Consider the following 17,125-nt stretch of genomic DNA (forward strand, 5'->3'; position numbering starts at 1 on the left):
GACCGCAATGCCCGACCTGTAGGGCTTTGTCGGGCGAAAACCGCTGGTGGTGGGCGGTAGGTTCCGGTCGTGGCCCTTCCCGAATACCCCACCAAGCCGAAGCCGGGCGACCGGGTCGCGGTGGTCTCCCCCTCCGCCGGCCTGGCGGGTCTCTTCCCCCACGTCTACGAGCTGGGCCTGCGCCGGCTGCGCGAGGAGCTCGGCCTGGTGCCGGTGGAGTACCCGACCACCAGGCACACCCGGGCCGACCCCCGGGACCGCGCGCGGGACCTGACCGCCGCCTTCGCCGACCCGACGGTCACCGCGGTGCTCGCCACCGTCGGCGGCGACGACCTGATCACGGTCACCCCGCACCTGGACGACGCGGTGCTGCGGGCCAACCCGAAGCCCTACTTCGGCTACTCGGACAACACCAACGTCCTCAACCACCTCTACCGGCTGGGGATGGTGGCCTACCACGGCGGCTCGGTGCTGGTGCACCTCGGCCGACCCGGCGCGCCGCACCCGCTGACCCTCGACTCGCTGCGCGCCGCCCTGTTCACCTCCGACTGGTACGAGCTGACCCCCGCGCCGCAGTGGGGTGACGAACCGGGCGACTGGCGGGACCCGGCCACGCTCGCGGTCGAACCGCCGATGCTGCCCGGCGAGGGCTGGCGCTGGCGGGGCCCGTCGACGGTCGTCGAGGGCCGCACCTGGGGCGGGTGTCTGGAGATCCTGCACTGGCTGATGGCCGCCGACCGGGTCCCGTCGGCCGCCGACCTGGCCGGCTCGGTGCTGGTCGTCGAGACCTCCAACGAACTGCCCGACGCGCAGGAGGTGTTCCGGATCATCCGGAACATGGGCGAGCGGGGACTGCTCGCCGCCTTCCCGGCGGTCGTCGTCGGCCGGCCCAAGGCGTGGGACTTCGAACGACCGCTGCCGGTGGCGCAACGGCTCGCGTGGGGCGCCGCCCAGCGGGGTGCCGTCGTCCGGGCGCTGACCGCGTACCGCCCGGACGCGGTGGTGGTCTTCGACGTCGACCTGGGCCACACCGACCCGCAGTTGATCATCCCGTACGGCGGGGAGATCCGGGTCGACGCGGTCGAACGACGCATCGCCGTGCGCTACTGAACGGAACGCGGCCGGGCGTGGAGGTGCCGCACCGGGGCACGGCACCTCCACCGGGTGCCGGACGGCATCCCCGGTCAGCCCGACTGGGGGGTACGCGGGCCTCCCCGAACAGGTCCGCGTCTCCCTCGGCCGGCGCGACGCCGACCGACCGGGCTGGCTGTTCCATCCTCGGTCGGCACGGGGGTCGAAATCTTGAAGATTCGTGCGCGGTTCGGCCGGCCGACGGCCCCGCCGCGACAGGCACCCCCGACCCGCGTCCAGCGTCCAGCGCCCCGCGACTCGGAGGCCGGGCAGCGAGCGGTCAGTCGGCGGGTGCGAGCAGCCGACGCAGGCGGGCGGGCGGGTGGCCGACCCGCTCCCGGACCACCCGGCTCAGGTGCGCCTGGTCGGCGAAGCCGTACTCGGCGGCGATCGTGACCAGCCGGGGCGGATCGGAGCGGCCCAACAGGTCCAGGACCGCCCGGACCCGCAGCTCGTTGCGGTAGGCGGTGAGGCTGCGCCCGGTGACCCGCTGGAACACCCGGCTCAGGTGGTGCGGTGAGCAGCCGACCAGCCGGGCGACCTCGGTGAGCCCCAGGGTGAAACCCGAGGCGGCGAGCACCTGGCGGGCCTGGTCGGCGAGGCGTCGATGGGCGGCCAGGGTGGCCGGTCGCCGCCCCACCGCACGGTCCAGGTCCGCACCCGGGGCGCCCCGGCCCAGGGGGCTGCCGCTGAGCAGGGTGGCCAGGAACTGGTGGGTGTGCTCGGTCAGCTCGAAGCCGTCCAGACCGCGCCGGCTGCGCGCCACCAGCATCCGGTGCTCCAGATCCAGCGCGGCGTCGAGCTGACCGTCCCAGCTGCGCCGGGTGAACCAGTCGCGGGCGTCCGGGCGTTCCTCAAGGACCTCGGGGCGGATCTCCAGGCACGAGTAGACGTCGCCGCAGCCGAGCGGATGAGCCACGCTCATCTCGTCGCCGGGTCGGGTGAGCAGCACCGACGTCGCATCGGCGAACGCGATCTCACCGTTGACCCTGCGCAGGTAGCCGCCGGAGCGCCCCAGGTAGACCCGGTAGCCGAGGTTGGGTACCGGGCCGACCCAGCCCGGCTCGTCGATCAGGCAGCGCACCTCGTAGAAGGTCATTCCGTCGGGCAGGCCCAGACCCCGCCATCGTCCCTGGGCGGTCTGTTGGCGTGGGTCCGCGCCCCACTGCTGTGGCATTGGTCCTCCCCCGTTGCGGCACCGCCGCTGCGGGCTCGATTGTCTCCCTCGCGAGATAGGCTGGCGGCCATGCACCCCCCGGCCCGGCCGGGCGTGGGGGCATCTTCGTGCGCCCCGGGCCGACCGGCGGCTTTCCTGGAAGTGATCACTGATGCTCACCGGACTCTTCTCCGCCGCCCTGGCCGACCCGGGGCTGGCCCGGGCGCGTGACCTGGCGCGCTCCGGTGCCGCCCAGGTCGACGGGCTGGACCTGACCGCCCCGACCGCGCTGCGCCCGTTCGCCGTGGCCGCCGTCGCCGCCGACCCGGCCGCCGGTGGGGCCGGCCGGCCGGTGCTCGCGGTGACCGCCACCAGCCGGGAGGCCGACGACCTGGCCGCCGCGCTGGGCAGCCTGCTCCCGGCCGGGCAGGTCGCGGTCTTCCCGTCCTGGGAGACGCTGCCGCACGAACGGCTCTCGCCCCGTTCCGACACCGTCGGCCGGCGGCTGGCCGTGCTGCGCCGCCTCGCCCACCCGGACGCCCCGGGCCCGCACACCGTCCGGGCCGACGCCGACGCCGGCCCGCTGCGGGTGGTGGTGGCACCGGTGCGCTCGCTGCTGCAACCGCAGCTCAAGGGCCTCGGCGACCTGGAGCCGGTGCAGCTTTCCGCCGGCGAGGAGGCCGACCTGGAGGAGGTCGCCCGCCGGCTCACCGACCTGGCGTACGCCCGGGTCGACCTGGTCACCAAGCGCGGCGAGTTCGCCGTACGCGGTGGCATCCTGGACGTCTTCCCGCCCACCGACGAGCACCCGTCCCGGGTCGAGTTCTGGGGCGACGAGGTGGAGGAGATCCGCACCTTCGCCGTCGCCGACCAGCGCACCATCGAGGGCGTACCGCAGCTGTGGGCTCCGCCGTGCCGGGAGCTGCTGCTGACCCCTGCGGTGCGTCGGCGGGCCGCCGCGCTCGCCGGGGAGCACCCGGAGCTGGTCGAGATCCTCGACAAGCTGGCCGAGGGCATCCCGGTCGAGGGGATGGAGTCGCTGGTGCCGGCGCTGCTCGGCAGCGAGAGCCTGGAGCTGCTGGTGGACACCATGCCGGCCGGCACCCACGTGCTGCTCTGCGACCCGGAGCGGATCCGCACCCGGGCGCACGACCTGGTGCGTACCTCGGAGGAGTTCCTGCAGGCGAGCTGGGCCGCGGCCGCCGTCGGCGGCCAGGCCCCGGTCGACCTCGGCGCCGCCGCCTTCAAGTCCCTGGCCGAGGTACGCGCCGCCGCCCGCGCCCTGCGCCAGCCCTGGTGGACCCTCGCCCCGTTCGGACTGGTCGAGGCGGACGCCGCCGCACCGGCCCGGCAGCCCTGGGAGGACGCGCCGGCCGGGACGGACGTGACCCCCGACGACGCGATCGCGGTGAACCTGGCCGCCCAGCCGGCCCCGCTCTACCACGGTGAGACCGACCGGGTGGTCGACGACCTCAGGCGCTGGACCGGTGAGGGCTGGTCGGTCGCGCTGGTCTTCGAGGGGCACGGTCCCGCCCAGCGGGCCGTCGAGGTGCTCCGCGACGCCGGGCTGGGCGCCCGGCTCACCGAGCAGGTGCCGGCCGCGCCCGCCCCTGGCGAGGTGCTGGTCTCCTGCGGTCGCCTGACCGCCGGCTTCGTCGACGAGGCGTCGAAGTTCGTGCTGCTCACCGGCAACGACGTCACCGGCGGCCGGGGCACCACCACCCGGGACATGCGCAAGATGCCGAGCCGGCGACGCAACACCATCGACCCGCTGGAGCTCAAGGCCGGCGACTTCGTCGTGCACGAGCAGCACGGCATCGGCCGGTACGTCGAGCTGGTGCAGCGCACCGTCAACGGCGCGTCCCGCGAATACCTCGTCATCGAGTACGCGGCCAGCAAGCGCGGCCAGCCCGGCGACCGGCTGTTCGTCCCCACCGACCAGCTCGACCAGCTCTCCCGCTACGTCGGCGGCGAGCAGCCCACCCTGCACAAGATGGGCGGCTCGGACTGGCAGAAGTCCAAGGCCCGCGCCCGCAAGGCGGTCCGGGAGATCGCCGCCCAGCTCATCCAGCTCTACGCCGCCCGCAAGGCGTCCAAGGGGCACGCGTTCGCCCCGGACTCCCCGTGGCAACGGGAGCTGGAGGACGCCTTCCCGTGGCAGGAGACGCCCGACCAGATGGCCGCCATCGAGGAGGTCAAACGGGACATGGAGCAGACCGTTCCGATGGACCGGCTGATCTGCGGCGACGTCGGGTACGGCAAGACCGAGATCGCCGTCCGGGCGGCGTTCAAGGCGGTGCAGGACGGCAAGCAGGTGGCGGTGCTGGTGCCGACGACGCTGCTGGTACAGCAGCACTACAACACGTTCGCCGAGCGGATGAACCAGTTCCCGGTGACCATCCGGCAGCTCTCCCGCTTCCAGACCGCCAAGGAGAGTGAGCGGACGCTGGAGATGGTCGCCGACGGCACCGTCGACATCGTCATCGGCACCCACCGGCTGCTCCAGACGGCCACCCGGTTCAAGTCCCTCGGCATGGTGATCATCGACGAGGAGCAGCGGTTCGGCGTCGAGCACAAGGAACACCTCAAGACGCTGCGTGCCTCGGTCGACGTGCTGAGCATGTCGGCCACCCCGATCCCGCGGACGCTGGAGATGGCGATCACCGGCATCCGGGAGATGTCGACCATCGCCACCCCGCCCGAGGAGCGGCACCCGGTGCTCACCTTCGTCGGGGCGTACGACGACCGGCAGGTGGCCGCATCGATCCATCGGGAGCTGCTCCGCGACGGCCAGGTGTTCTACCTGCACAACCGGGTGGAGTCGATCGACCGCACGGCGCGCAAGCTGCGCGAGCTGGTGCCCGAGGCGCGGGTGGCGGTGGCCCACGGGCAGATGGGCGAGGAGGCCCTGGAGAAGGTGATGGTCGGCTTCTGGGAGAAGGAGTTCGACGTCCTGGTCTGCACCACCATCGTCGAGTCCGGCATCGACATCCCGAACGCCAACACCCTGATCGTGGAGCGGGCCGACCTGCTCGGCCTGGCCCAGCTGCACCAGATCCGGGGCCGGGTGGGCCGGGGCCGGGAGCGGGCGTACGCGTACTTCCTCTATCCGCCGGAGAAGCCGCTCACCGAGCACGCGCACGAGCGGCTGGCCACCATCGCGCAGCACACCGAGCTGGGTGCGGGCATGTACGTGGCGATGAAGGACCTGGAGATCCGGGGCGCCGGAAACCTGCTCGGCGGCGAACAGTCCGGGCACATCGAGGGCGTCGGGTTCGACCTGTACGTCCGGATGGTCGGCGAGGCGGTGTCGGCGTTCAAGGGGGAGAGCACCGAGGAGGAGACCGACGTCAAGATCGACCTTCCGATCGACGCGCACCTGCCGCACGACTACGTCGGGGTGGAACGGCTGCGGCTGGAGATGTACCGCAAGCTCGCCGAGGCGCGCGACGACGCGCGGCTGCGCGAGGTGGTGGCCGAGATGACCGACCGGTACGGCGAGCCGCCCGCCCCGGTGCAGAACCTGGTCGCGGTGGCCCGGTTCCGGCTGCTGGCCCGCCGGTACGGCCTGACCGACGTCAGCATGCAGGGCAAACACCTGCGGTTCGGCCCGCTGCCGCTGCCCGACTCGAAGCAGTTGCGGCTCAAGCGCTACCACCCGGACTCGGTCTACAAGTCTGCCACCGACCAGGTCAGCGTGCCCCGGCCGAGTACCCGCCGGGTCGGCGGCGAGCCGCTGCGCGACCAGGCGTTGTTGGAGTGGTGCGCCCAACTCCTCTCCGACGTCCTCGGCGAACCGGCCGCGTTGGCGGGGGCGCGGGGATGAGGGGGCCGTCGCCCGCCCGGCGCGGGGCGTCGGGCGGGCGACCGCGCACGGTGGGCGGCGTCACCGTACACAGGCAGGCATGAGAGAGTGACCGTCATGCGTGCACGCCGTCTCATCGCCGCCGCCAGCGTCGCGGCCCTGGGTGTCCTCTCCCTCACCGCCTGCGGCAAGGCGTCTCCTGATGTGGCCGCATACATCGGCGACAGTCGCTACTCGGTGGCCCGGGTGGACGCGATCTACACCGACGCGCAGACGAGGTACGCCGAGGCGGTGCGGCAGAGCGCGGCCCAGTCCGGCCAGACCCTGAGCCCGGAGCAGTTGCGGGCCGGGCTGACCCGGCAGGACGTGGTGAACCTGCTGGTCAGCATCGACCTGGGCAAGCGGGTCGCGGCCGAGAAGAACCTCCAGGTCCCCGACCAGATCACCCCGGACCAGTTGGCCCAGCAGCTCCAGATGCCGCCGCAGGCGGAGTTCGCGAAGCTGTGGGGCGAGTGGGCCGACCTGTTCGTCGTGCTCAGCCAGCAGTTGCCGCCGGCCGACCTGAGCGACGAGTCGGTGATGGCGGTCTACCACGCGATCGAGAAGACCGGCGGCATCGACAAGGGGCTGTCGGTGGCGCAGGTGCGGCAGCTCTTCGGCGACGGCGGTTTCGTGCGCACCTCCTCGGCGTTGAGCGCCGCGCTGGGCGAGCAGGCCGACAAGGTCGACGTCGAGGTCAACCCCCGGTACCGGCCGCTCGGCGTCCCCGCCTGGGTCAACAAGGGCCAGGAGTTGGTCTTCTACGCGCTGCCGTACATCGACGCGAGCGGCCCGGTGACCGACGTGTCGACGCCCGAGCCGGTCGCCAGCCCGACCCCGGAGCAGGGGCCGGCGGCCTCCTGAGCATGTCCGCCCGGATCGTCCTGCTGGTCACCTCGCCCCGGTTGCCGGCCGGTCTGCTGACCGCCGCCGCCTGGGACACGCTGCGCTCCGCACCGGTGCTGACCGGCGCGGAGAGCGCCCAGGTCACGGCGGTACGCGCGGCCGGCGTCGAGGTCACCGTCGTCTCCGCCGGGGCCGGCGACGCGCTGCTGGACGCGGCGGCGGCGCACGGCACGGCGGTCTGGCTGGCCGGCCCGACCGGCGACGAGACCCTGGCCCGGGAGGTGGGCCTGCGGCTGGCCCGCCAGCCGGGCCTGGCCGAGCTGGAGCTGATGTACGGCTCGTGGGACCCGCCGGGGGCCCGGCTGCTCGACGCGGTCGAGGTGATGGACCGGCTCGCCTCGCCGGGCGGCGACCCGTGGAAGCGGGCCCAGACCCACCGCAGCCTCGCCGGCTTCCTGATCGAGGAGTGCTACGAGGCGTACGACGCGATAAGCGACGGCGACACCGACGCGCTGCGTGAGGAACTGGGCGACGTGCTGCTCCAGGTGCTGCTGCACGCCCGCCTCGCGGAGAACCTGCCCGAGGACGAGCGGTGGAGCGTCGACGACGTGGCCGGCACCCTGGTCGACAAGATGGTCCGCCGCAACCCGCACGTCTTCTCCGGTGCGCAGGCGGGTTCGCTCGCCGAGATCGAGGCGAACTGGGAGCGGATCAAGCAGGCCGAGAAGGCCCGTGCGTCGGTGCTCGACGGCATCGCGCTGAGCCAACCCGCCCTGGCCCTGGCGGCCAAGGTGCTGGACCGCGCCGGTCGGGCCGGCCTGGCGGTGCCGCTGCCGTCCCCCGACGCCCAGCCCGACCCGGAGTCCCGCCTCGGCGCCACCCTGCTGGCCCTGGTCGCCGAGGCCCGCAACACCGGCCTGGACCCCGAGGCCGCCCTGCGCCGCGCCACCCTCACCCACACCACCATCCTCCGCACCTCCGAACCCCGCACCTCGTCGAGTTGACCAAGAGGTTCGCGTCAGCCCCGTGCGCTCCGGTGACGCGAACCTCTTGATCACGAGGCCGGGGCGGGGTGCGGTGACGCGAACCCCGTGATCGGTGGGGCGGGTGGGGCGGTGGGGAGTGGGTAGGGTCGGGGGATGGGTGCATTCGTGCCGCTGGCCGAGCGGATCGTCGAGGCCGTGCTGGAGAGCCGGCCCGGGTTCGCCACGTCGGCCGGGGACCACCGCTACGACGACCGGCTGCCCGATCTGTCCGCCCCGGCGGTCGCCGCCGACCAGGCGATGCTGCGGGAGGCCGCCGACGCGCTCGCCGAGGTCGACGCGGACTCCCTCGACGTCGAGGAGCAGGTCGACCATGCGCTGCTCGCCGCCCTGGTCGACCGGGAACTGTTCGAGCGCAGCGAGATCCGGGCCTTCGAGTGGGACCCGCTGGTGCACAACCCCGGCCCGCTGCTGCACGCCCTGCTCGCCCGGCCGTACGCGCCTGTGGAGCAGCGACTGGCGCACCTGGTGGGGCGGCTGACCGCCGTACCCGACGCGATGGCGACCGCGCGGGCGACGCTGCGGGACATGCCCCGGGTGCACGCCGAGACGGCGGTCGGGCAGTTCGCCGGCAGCGCCGCGCTGATCCGCGACGAGGTGCCGCTGCTGCTCGCCCAGGCCCCCGCGCTGGCCGGCACGGTGGAGCCGGCGGCGACGGCGGCGATCGCCGCGCTCGACGAGTTCGTCGGCTGGCTGCGCGCCGGGCTGGCCGCCGACACCGGGCCGGGCCGCGACCCCCGGCTGGGCCGCCGCCGCTGGGAGGCCCGGCTCTGGCACACCCTCGACACCGAGCTGGGCGCGGCCGAGGTGCAGCGCCGCGCCTGGGCCAACCTGGACCGGGTCACCGCCGAGATCCGCGCCGCCGCCGTCGAGCTGGTCGGCGGCCCGGCCGACGACGCGACGGTACGACGGGCGCTGGACCTGCTCGCCGCCGAGCGCCCCGACGACCACTCCATCGTGGACCTGGCCTCGGTCACCCTCGACGAGGCCGTCGACTTCGTCCGGGCGCACGACCTGGTCAGCCTGGTCGACGACCCGTGCGTGATCCAGGAGATGCCGGAGTTCGCCCGGGGCGTCGCGGTGGCCTACTGCGACTCGCCCGGCCCGCTGGAGCCGGCCGACCTGCCCACCTTCTACTGCATCGCGCCCACCCCGGCGGACTGGCCCGCGCACCGGGTCGACTCGTTCTACCGGGAGTACAACGACCACATGATCCGCAACCTGACCGTGCACGAGGCGATGCCGGGGCACTTCCTCCAGCTCGCCCACGCCCGCCGGTACGCCGGCCCCACCCGGGTCCGGGCGCTCACCGAGTCGGGGGTGTTCATCGAGGGCTGGGCGGTCTACACCGAGGAGCTGATGGCCGGGCTCGGCTTCGGCGGCCTGCCGGTCCGCCTCCAGCAGCTCAAGATGCAGCTCCGGATGACCATCAATGCCCTGCTCGACCAGCTGGTCCACTGTGACCAGATGACCGAGGCGGATGCGTTGGCGCTGATGACCGAACGCGGCTTCCAGGAGGAGGGCGAGGCGGCCGGCAAGTGGCGGCGGGCACTACTCACCTCGACCCAGCTCTCCACGTACTTCGTCGGCTACAGCGAGATGGCCGACATCGCGGCCGCCCGCCCGGCCGGGGTGCCGCTGCGCCGGTGGCACGACGCGATGCTCGCCCACGACTGCCCGCCGCCACGCCACCTGCGCACCCTGCTCGGCGTCTGAGTCGACCGGGGCCGGCTCAACCGCGGGCGGCGACCGCGTCGACCAGCCAGCGGGAGATCGAGTACGCCGGCGGCAGCTCGGCCGGCAGCGCGTCCACCGGGAACCAGCGGGCCCGCACCAGCTCCCGCCCGTCCACCTCCGGCTCGGCGGTGGGGTCGGCGGCGGTGGCGGTGAAGCCGGCGAGCAGCACCCCCGGCCCGGAGATCGCCCAGGGCTGGCTGCCGAAGTAGTCGACGCTGCCGAGGGCCAGCCCGACCTCCTCGGTGACCTCGCGGCGGACCGCCGTCTCCAACGACTCGCCGGCCTCGACGAAGCCGGCGACCAGCGCCCACAGTCCGGTCGGGCCGGATGCGTGCCGCACCAGCAGCAGCTCGGTGGGGCCGCCGGTCGGCCCGGGGCGGGTGATCGCCGCCAGCACCGCCGGGGAGAGCCGCAGCGGCACGTACAGGTCGCAGGCGGGGCAGCGTCGGGCCGTCTCGCCCGGCACGTCGGCCAGTTCCGCCCGGCAGGCCCCGCACCAGCGGTGGGTACGCCGGAAGGTGACCACGGCCACCGCCCGCCCGGCGAGCGTGGCGAGCGGTTCGGGCAGCTCGGCGGCGAGCGCCCGCCAACTGCGCCAGCGCCCGGCCGGTCGGGTCGCCCCGTCCGGTGCCGCCGCCCAGGCCGGCACCCCGTCGAGCGTGCCCACCGGCACCCAGTCGGTCCCGGCCGGCAGCTCGCCGACCCGCGGCAGGCCCCCGCCGGGGGTGGTGAGGAGCCGGTGGCCGGCCACCAGCAGGCCCAGGTCGCCGGGCGCGGGCGACGGGTCGGGGGTGGGGTCTGCGGGCGGGGGGACGGTCACGGCGTCGCCGGCCGGCGGTCGGTCACCCCGGCTCCGGCGGGCAGGTCGAACGCTGTCGGTGTCACCGAGTCGGTGTAGCGGTCCAGGGTCAACTCGACGGGCTGACCGTCGAGGACCCCGGTGAAGCTGCCGAGCACACCCTCGCTGGTGACGCAGGTGTCGAAGTCCCCGGCGGCCCGGCGGACCTCGACGCAGGTGGCGTGGTGCCCGGTGATCGTGGTGTCGGTCTGCTTGACCTGGGCCGCCGGGTCGAGGGCGGCCTCGGTGAGCAGGCCGATCACCGCCGGCGGGGTGACCAGGCCGGCCTTGCGGGCCTCGGTGAACAGCGGCACGGCGGCCTTACCGGACATCAGCACCGGCGGCTCGACCGTGCAGGTGGTCCGCCCGGCGGTGGTCCCGCACCTGGTGATGGCCTGCTCGGAGACGGTGATCTTGCCGGCGGTCCAGGTGTACGCGGAGCGGGCCGGCTCCTTCGTCTGGGCGATGGTGAAGTCCCGGCCACCGGCGAGCCGGTACTCGGCGGTCCAGGTCCGCACCAGCGACTCGTCGAGCCGGGTGGCGAGATCGTTGATCAGATCGGCGCGCCCGAGGGTGCGTCCGGCGTCGTCGAGGGTCTGACAGCCGGTGACGGTGAGCGACGCGATGACCGACACGGCGAGCACGCGGAGGGTGGTCGAGACGGCGGGCATGGCGACCAGCGTGGTCGATCGGGTCCACCCGGCGCAAACCGGTTGCCGGTTCAGGGGTGAGAATCCGGGAATGTCCGTCCCGGCGTACCGATTAGGGGTGGGCTACGTGTCCCCGGACGCCGTGGCGTCCGGCGTCGCCCGATACGCTGCGTTCAACACACCTGCCTCAGCCGCACCGTCGCGGCCCGAACCGGATTCGCACACACGAACGAGGAGCGACTCAGTGGCAACCATCGAGGGAATCGTCGCCCGGGAGATTCTCGACTCGCGGGGCAACCCCACGGTCGAGGTCGAGGTAGGGCTGGACGACGGCACGATCGCCCGCGCCGCCGTACCCTCCGGCGCCTCCACCGGCGCCTTCGAAGCGGTCGAACTGCGCGACGGTGACAAGGGCCGCTACCTGGGCAAGGGCGTCGAGAACGCGGTCGCCAACATCGAGGACAAGATCGTCGACCAGCTCATCGGCTACGAGGCCAGCGAGCAGCGGCTGATCGACCAGAAGATGCTCGACCTCGACGGCTCCGACAACAAGGGCGAGCTGGGCGCGAACGCGATTCTCGGGGTCTCGCTGGCGGTGGCCAAGGCCGCGGCCGGCAGCGCCGAGCTGAGCCTGTTCCGCTACCTCGGTGGCCCGAACGCCCACCTGCTGCCGGTGCCGATGATGAACATCCTCAACGGTGGGGCGCACGCCGACTCGAACGTCGACGTGCAGGAATTCATGATCGCGCCGATCGGGGCGTCCAGCTTCCGCGAGGCGCTGCGCTCCGGGGCCGAGGTCTACCACGCGCTGAAGTCGGTGCTCAAGAAGAAGGACCTCTCCACCGGCCTGGGCGACGAGGGCGGCTTCGCCCCCAACCTGCCCAGCAACGCCGCCGCGCTGGACCTGATCGCCGAGGCGGTCGAGAAGGCCGGCTACCGGCTGGGCACCGACATCGTCTTCGCCCTCGACGTGGCCGCCACCGAGTTCTTCGACAACGGCACCTACACGTTCGAGAGCGCGGCCAAGAGCGCCGAGGAGATGAGCAACTACTACACCAAGCTCATCGGCGACTACCCGATCGTCTCCATCGAGGACCCGCTGGCCGAGGACGACTGGAGTGGCTGGGCCACCCTGACCGCCGCCGTCGGCGACCGGATCCAGATCGTCGGCGACGACCTGTTCGTCACCAACCCGCAGCGCATCGCCCGGGGCATCACCGAGAAGGCCGCCAACGCGGTGCTCGTCAAGGTCAACCAGATCGGCTCGCTGACCGAGACGCTGGACGCCGTGGACCTGGCCCACCGGGCCGGCTTCAAGTGCATGATGAGCCACCGCTCCGGCGAGACCGAGGACACCACCATCGCCGACCTGGCAGTCGCCACCGGCTGCGGCCAGATCAAGACCGGTGCCCCGGCCCGGTCCGACCGGGTCGCCAAGTACAACCAGCTCCTGCGGATCGAGGAGGAGCTGGGCGACGCGGCGCGGTACGCCGGCGTCGGCGCGTTCCCGCGTTACCGTTCGGCCTGACCCGGGCGAACCTCGGGGGGAGGGGTGTGACGATGCAGCAGCGCCGCACACCGGGTGGCCAACGCCCGGCCCGCCGGCCGACCGGCCGGCCGGGCGGGGCCCGGGGCGCCCGCACGCCACTGCGCGACGGCGGGGTCCGCGCCGAGACGCGGACCGCCGCGGCCCGCTCGCGCGGTGTCGACGGTGTCCGGTCGGCCAACCGCCCGGCGGCGGCGCGCCGCACGGCGGCCGGCGGCACCATCCGCCGGCTCGCCGCACCCCACCCCCGACGGTTCACCGGGCGGGCCACCGTCCTGTTCGCGGTGCTGCTCGCGCTCGCCCTGGCCTACACCTATCCGGTCCGGGTCTACCTCGACCAGCAGGTCGACATCGAGCGGATGGAGGCGTCGCAGGCCGCGCAGCGGCAGCGCATCTCCGACCTCTCCGCCGAGGCGGCGAAGTGGCAGGACAAGGAATACATCAAGATCCAGGCGCGGGAACGGTTCTACATGGTGGTGCCGGGGGAGACCCCGGTGATCGTGCTCAACGACGCCGACGGCGCGGCCCGCGACGCCAACGGCGGTCGGCCGCCGGCCGCGCCCAAGGCCCCCGCCCCCTGGTACGACACCCTGTGGTCGAGCGTCCGGGCGGCGAACGGCGAAGCCGCCGACCAGTGAGCAGCACCCGCGTACCGAACGAGAGATGGGCACCGTGACTGTCGTACCACCGCAGGAGCCGGCGGCGGACTCCGTACCCCCGCCGGAGCACCAGCCGGCCACCGAGGCCGACCTGGCCGCGGTGGCCGCGCAGCTCGGACGCCCGCCCCGCGGCACCCGGGCGGTGGCCCACCGCTGCCCGTGCGGCCTGCCCGACGTGGTGGAGACCACCCCCCGGCTCGCCGACGGCACCCCCTTCCCGACGCTGTTCTACCTGACCTGCCCCAAGGCGACGGCGGCGTGCAGCCGGCTGGAGTCGGCCGGGCTGATGAAGGAGATGGCCGAGCGGCTCGCCGAGGACCCGGAGCTGGCCGACAGCTACCGGGCCGCGCACGAGGACTACCTGGCCCGCCGGGCCGCGATCGGCGAGGTGCCGGAGATCGCCGGCATCTCCGCCGGGGGGATGCCCGGCCGGGTGAAGTGCCTGCACGTGCACCTGGGCCACGCGCTCGGTGCCGGCCCCGGGGTCAACCCGTTCGGCGACGAGACGCTCGCCCTGGTGGAGAAGTGGTGGGCGGCCGGGCCCTGCGTGGACGTGCCGACGGCCGGGTGAGATGACCGACGAGATCGTGGTACGCCGGGCCCGCACCGGCGACGTACGCGGCATCCGTCGGCTGGTCGACACCTACACCGACGACCGGCGGCTGCTCAGCAAGGCCACCGTCACCCTCTACGAGGACGTGCAGGAGTTCCGGGTCGCGGTCACCGGCGACGGGCGGGTGGTCGGCTGCGGGGCGCTGCACGTGATGTGGGAGGACCTCGCCGAGATCCGTACCGTGGCCGTCGACCCGGCGTGCCGGGGGCGGCGGCTCGGCCACCGGATCGTCACCGAGCTGATCGACGCCGCCCGGGAGCTGGGCATCGCCCGGATCTTCGTGCTCACCTTCGAGACGGCGTTCTTCGGCGCGTTCGGGTTCGCCGAGATCGACGGCGCCCCGGTACCGCAGCCCGTCTACGAGCAGTTGCTGCGCTCCTACGACGAGGGCGTCGCCGAGTTCCTCGACCTGGAACGGGTCAAGCCGAACACCCTGGGCAACACCCGGATGCTGCTGCGCCTCTAGCCCGTGACGGTCGCGGTGTCTTGACCCGGCCCGGCACCCTGGGCCGGTGACGATCCTGCGCCGGTTGGTTGCCCTGCCCGCCGCCCTGGTGACCCTGTTCGCGCTGGTCGGCGTGGCCCGGCTGATCGCCCCGGCCGCCGGTGGCGTCGACCGCCAGCCGCCCGGGGTGGACCGGCAACTCGACTACCTGCGGGCCGAGCTGGACGACGGTGCCGGCGAGGACGCCCAGGCGATGTTCCCGGAGGGCTGGTTCTTCGCCCACGCGCTGTACGGGCTGGCCCGGGTGGAGACCGGCCTGCGGCAACCACCGCAGGGGCGCGACGAGGCGTTGCGGGAGGCCCGGTGGGCGCTGGCCCGGCTGGAGTCCCCGGCCGGCACGGCCCCGTTCAGCGCCGACCTGACCCCGGCGTACGGCGTCTTCCACGCCGGCTGGACGAACTGGCTGCGCGGCGGGGTGCTCGCCCTGCAACCGGTGTCGGAGCGGGACCCGGACGAGGTACGCCGGTTCACCGAGGCGTCGACCACACTGGCCGCCGCGTTCGACGCCTCGGCCACGCCGTACCTCGCCGCCTATCCGGGGCAGGCGTGGCCGGTCGACTCGACGGTGGCGGTGGCCTCGCTGCGGCTGCACGACCACCTGCTGCCGCCCCGGTTCGAGCGGACCACGGCACGCTGGCTGGACGGCGTACGCCAGCGGCTCGACCCGCGTACCGGCCTGCTGCCGCACCGGGTCGACCCGGGCACCGGCGCACCGGCCGAGGTGGCCCGGGGCACCTCGCAGAGCGTCATCCAGCGGTTCCTGCCGGAGATCGACCCGACCTTCGCCCGCGAGCAGTACCTGCGCTTCCGCACCGGGTTCGTGGTGTCGCCGCTGGGGCTCGGTCCGGCCGTGCGGGAGTACCCGCGCGGCCTGGACGGCCCGGGGGACGTCGACTCGGGGCCGCTGCCGCTCGGGGTGAGCTTCTCCGCCACCGTGGTGACCCTCGGCGCGGCCCAGGTGCAGGGCGACGACGCGCTGGCCGGGGCGTTGGCCAACTACGGCGAACTGGTCGGCTTTCCGCTGGACACCCCGCACACCCGCCGGTACGCCTTCGGCCTGCTCCCGATCGGCGACGCCTTCCTGGCCTGGTCGAAGACCGCCCGCCCGTGGGTGTCCGCGCCCGCCGACCCGCCACCGGCGACGGTGGACCCGTGGTGGCGGGCGCCGCTGGTGGCGCTGCTGGTGCTGGTCGCCGTGCTGGCCTGGGTGCCGTGGCTGCTGCTGCGACGACTGTCCCGGCGTCGGTGACCGCCGCCGGTCGGTGCCGGCCGTGGCCGGTCGGGGGCTGGGTCTGCGCGGTCGGTGCCCCCGTGCGCGGTCGAGGGCTGCGCGTGCGCGGTCGGTGCCGGGGTGGGCGGCCGGCGGCTGCCGTAGGGTTGCTGCCGTGACGACGCGTGTGGCCGCCATCGACTGCGGGACCAACTCCATCCGTCTGCTGGTCGCCGACCTGCCCGATCCGTCGGCCGGGCCGCAGGCCCCACTGGTCGACCTGGCCCGCCGGATGGAGATCGTCCGGCTCGGTCAGGGCGTCGACCGGACCGGTCGGCTGGCCCCGGAGGCGATCGAGCGGACCCGGGTGGCGCTGGCCGGGTACGCCGCCGAGATCGACAAGCTGGGCGTCGACCGGGTGCGGATGTGCGCCACCTCGGCGTCCCGGGACGCCAGCAACGCGGCCGACTTCCGGGCCATGGTGGAGCAGACCCTCGGGGTCGCGCCCGAGGTGGTCAGCGGCGACGAGGAGGCCCGGCTGTCGTTCACCGGCGCGGTGCGGGGGCTGCCCGCCGACGCGGAGCCGCCGTACCTGGTGGTCGACATCGGGGGCGGCTCGACCGAGTTCGTGGTGGGCACCCGCGACTCCGGGGTGCAGGCGGCGATCTCGGTCGACATCGGCTGCGTCCGGATGACCGAACGGCACCTGCACGGCGACCCGCCGACCGTCGACGAGGTCGCCGCCGCGCAGGCCGACATCGCCGCCGCCGTCGACCGGGCGCTCGCCGCCGTCCCCGGCCGGGAGGCCGCCACGCTGGTCGGGCTCGCCGGTTCGGTCACCACCGTCGTCGCCATCGCCCAGGACCTGCAGGAGTACGACCCCGAGCGCATCCACCACGCCCGGGTGCCGTACGAGCGGGTTGCCGGGGTGACCGCCGACCTGCTGGGCAGGACCGCCGCGCAGCGGTTGGCGATCCCGGTGATGCACCCGGGCCGCGCGGACGTGATCGGGGCGGGCGCGCTGGTGCTCAAGGTGATCATGGAGCGGGCCGGAATGTCCTCGGTGGTCGCCTCCGAACACGACATCCTCGACGGCATCGCCTGGAGCCAGCAACCCGTCTGACCCCTGACCAACACCCTCCCCGGCCCTCGCCGGCCCTCTCCCCGCCCTCGCCCGCTCGACGTCGAGCCCGGTGATCAAGAGGTTTGCGTCAAAAAACCCCGGGCGGTTTCATGGGGTCGGTGCAAGTAGTAGTCGATCAAGGGCTTCGGCGGGAGTGTCCCATCCGAGGGTCTGTCGGGGGCGGCCGTTGAGTTGGATCGCGACGGTGTCGAGGTCGTTTTGGG

Annotated in this window: 14 protein-coding genes and 1 pseudogene; 11 read left to right on the top strand and 4 right to left on the bottom strand. The window is 73.8% G+C overall.

From position 1 onward, the window contains the following. The first annotated feature begins 69 nt into the window (after positions 1-69). Complete coding sequence (locus JQX11_RS25670; protein WP_204927507.1) at positions 70-1,110, top strand: S66 family peptidase; 1,041 nt, start codon at positions 70-72, stop codon at positions 1,108-1,110. A 301-nt stretch (positions 1,111-1,411) separates the two neighbouring features. Here JQX11_RS25670 and JQX11_RS25675 read toward each other — a convergent pair whose 3' ends face one another. Further along, entirely contained in the window at positions 1,412-2,308 is an 897-nt protein-coding gene (locus JQX11_RS25675; protein ID WP_204927508.1) for a helix-turn-helix domain-containing protein, read from the bottom strand. Between the two features lie 151 nt (positions 2,309-2,459). Here JQX11_RS25675 and mfd point away from each other — a divergent pair, with 151 nt between their 5' ends. The 4 genes from mfd to JQX11_RS25695 all read left to right on the top strand — a co-directional run bounded on the left by mfd (position 2,460) and on the right by JQX11_RS25695 (position 9,736). Then, complete coding sequence (gene mfd, locus JQX11_RS25680; RefSeq protein ID WP_204927509.1) at positions 2,460-6,113, top strand: transcription-repair coupling factor; 3,654 nt, start codon at positions 2,460-2,462, stop codon at positions 6,111-6,113. A 96-nt stretch (positions 6,114-6,209) separates the two neighbouring features. Then, positions 6,210-6,995 carry a hypothetical protein gene (locus tag JQX11_RS25685; protein WP_204927510.1) on the top strand — a complete coding sequence of 262 codons (786 nt, stop codon included), beginning with the start codon at positions 6,210-6,212 and terminating at the stop codon, positions 6,993-6,995. Between the two features lie 2 nt (positions 6,996-6,997). Next, positions 6,998-7,981 (top strand): nucleoside triphosphate pyrophosphohydrolase, encoded by a 984-nt coding sequence (locus JQX11_RS25690; RefSeq protein ID WP_204927511.1) that lies wholly within the window; start codon positions 6,998-7,000, stop codon positions 7,979-7,981. Between the two features lie 135 nt (positions 7,982-8,116). Further along, the gene (locus tag JQX11_RS25695; protein WP_204927512.1) at positions 8,117-9,736 is read left to right on the top strand and encodes a DUF885 domain-containing protein; all 1,620 of its coding nucleotides are present in this window, start codon (positions 8,117-8,119) and stop codon (positions 9,734-9,736) included. Positions 9,737-9,752: 16 nt separating this feature from the next. Here the strand turns inward: JQX11_RS25695 and nudC are convergent, their stop codons facing one another. Further along, positions 9,753-10,577 (bottom strand): NAD(+) diphosphatase, encoded by an 825-nt coding sequence (gene nudC, locus JQX11_RS25700; protein ID WP_204927513.1) that lies wholly within the window; start codon positions 10,575-10,577, stop codon positions 9,753-9,755. Then, positions 10,574-11,266, bottom strand: coding sequence for a hypothetical protein (locus JQX11_RS25705; protein WP_204927514.1), 693 nt, complete (start codon positions 11,264-11,266; stop codon positions 10,574-10,576). Before JQX11_RS25705 ends, nudC begins: the two co-directional genes overlap by 4 nt. Positions 11,267-11,489: 223 nt before the next feature. Here JQX11_RS25705 and eno point away from each other — a divergent pair, with 223 nt between their 5' ends. From eno to JQX11_RS25735, 6 genes are all read left to right on the top strand, one after another. Next, positions 11,490-12,773 (top strand): phosphopyruvate hydratase, encoded by a 1,284-nt coding sequence (gene eno / locus JQX11_RS25710; RefSeq protein WP_194821928.1) that lies wholly within the window; start codon positions 11,490-11,492, stop codon positions 12,771-12,773. A 32-nt stretch (positions 12,774-12,805) separates the two neighbouring features. Further along, on the top strand, positions 12,806-13,429 hold the full coding sequence (locus tag JQX11_RS25715) for a septum formation initiator family protein (protein ID WP_204927515.1): 624 nt from the start codon (positions 12,806-12,808) through the stop codon (positions 13,427-13,429). Between the two features lie 34 nt (positions 13,430-13,463). Then, a complete protein-coding gene (locus JQX11_RS25720; RefSeq protein ID WP_204927538.1) occupies positions 13,464-14,021 on the top strand; it encodes a DUF501 domain-containing protein in 558 nt (185 codons plus the stop codon). 1 nt (position 14,022) lies between these two features. Then, a complete protein-coding gene (locus JQX11_RS25725; protein WP_204927516.1) occupies positions 14,023-14,529 on the top strand; it encodes an amino-acid N-acetyltransferase in 507 nt (168 codons plus the stop codon). 46 nt (positions 14,530-14,575) lie between these two features. Continuing rightward, the gene (locus JQX11_RS25730) at positions 14,576-15,817 is read left to right on the top strand and encodes a hypothetical protein (RefSeq protein ID WP_204927517.1); all 1,242 of its coding nucleotides are present in this window, start codon (positions 14,576-14,578) and stop codon (positions 15,815-15,817) included. 148 nt (positions 15,818-15,965) lie between these two features. Beyond that, a complete protein-coding gene (locus JQX11_RS25735) occupies positions 15,966-16,901 on the top strand; it encodes a Ppx/GppA phosphatase family protein (RefSeq protein ID WP_204927539.1) in 936 nt (311 codons plus the stop codon). A gap of 108 nt (positions 16,902-17,009) precedes the next feature. On the opposite strand, the pseudogene JQX11_RS33715 reads toward JQX11_RS25735, so the two are convergent. Further along, positions 17,010-17,125, bottom strand: a pseudogene (locus JQX11_RS33715) (IS30 family transposase); the annotation flags it as partial.

The sequence above is a fragment of the Micromonospora humida genome, from assembly GCF_016901255.1.
In the GTDB taxonomy this organism is placed as follows: Bacteria; Actinomycetota; Actinomycetes; order Mycobacteriales; family Micromonosporaceae; genus Micromonospora; species Micromonospora wenchangensis.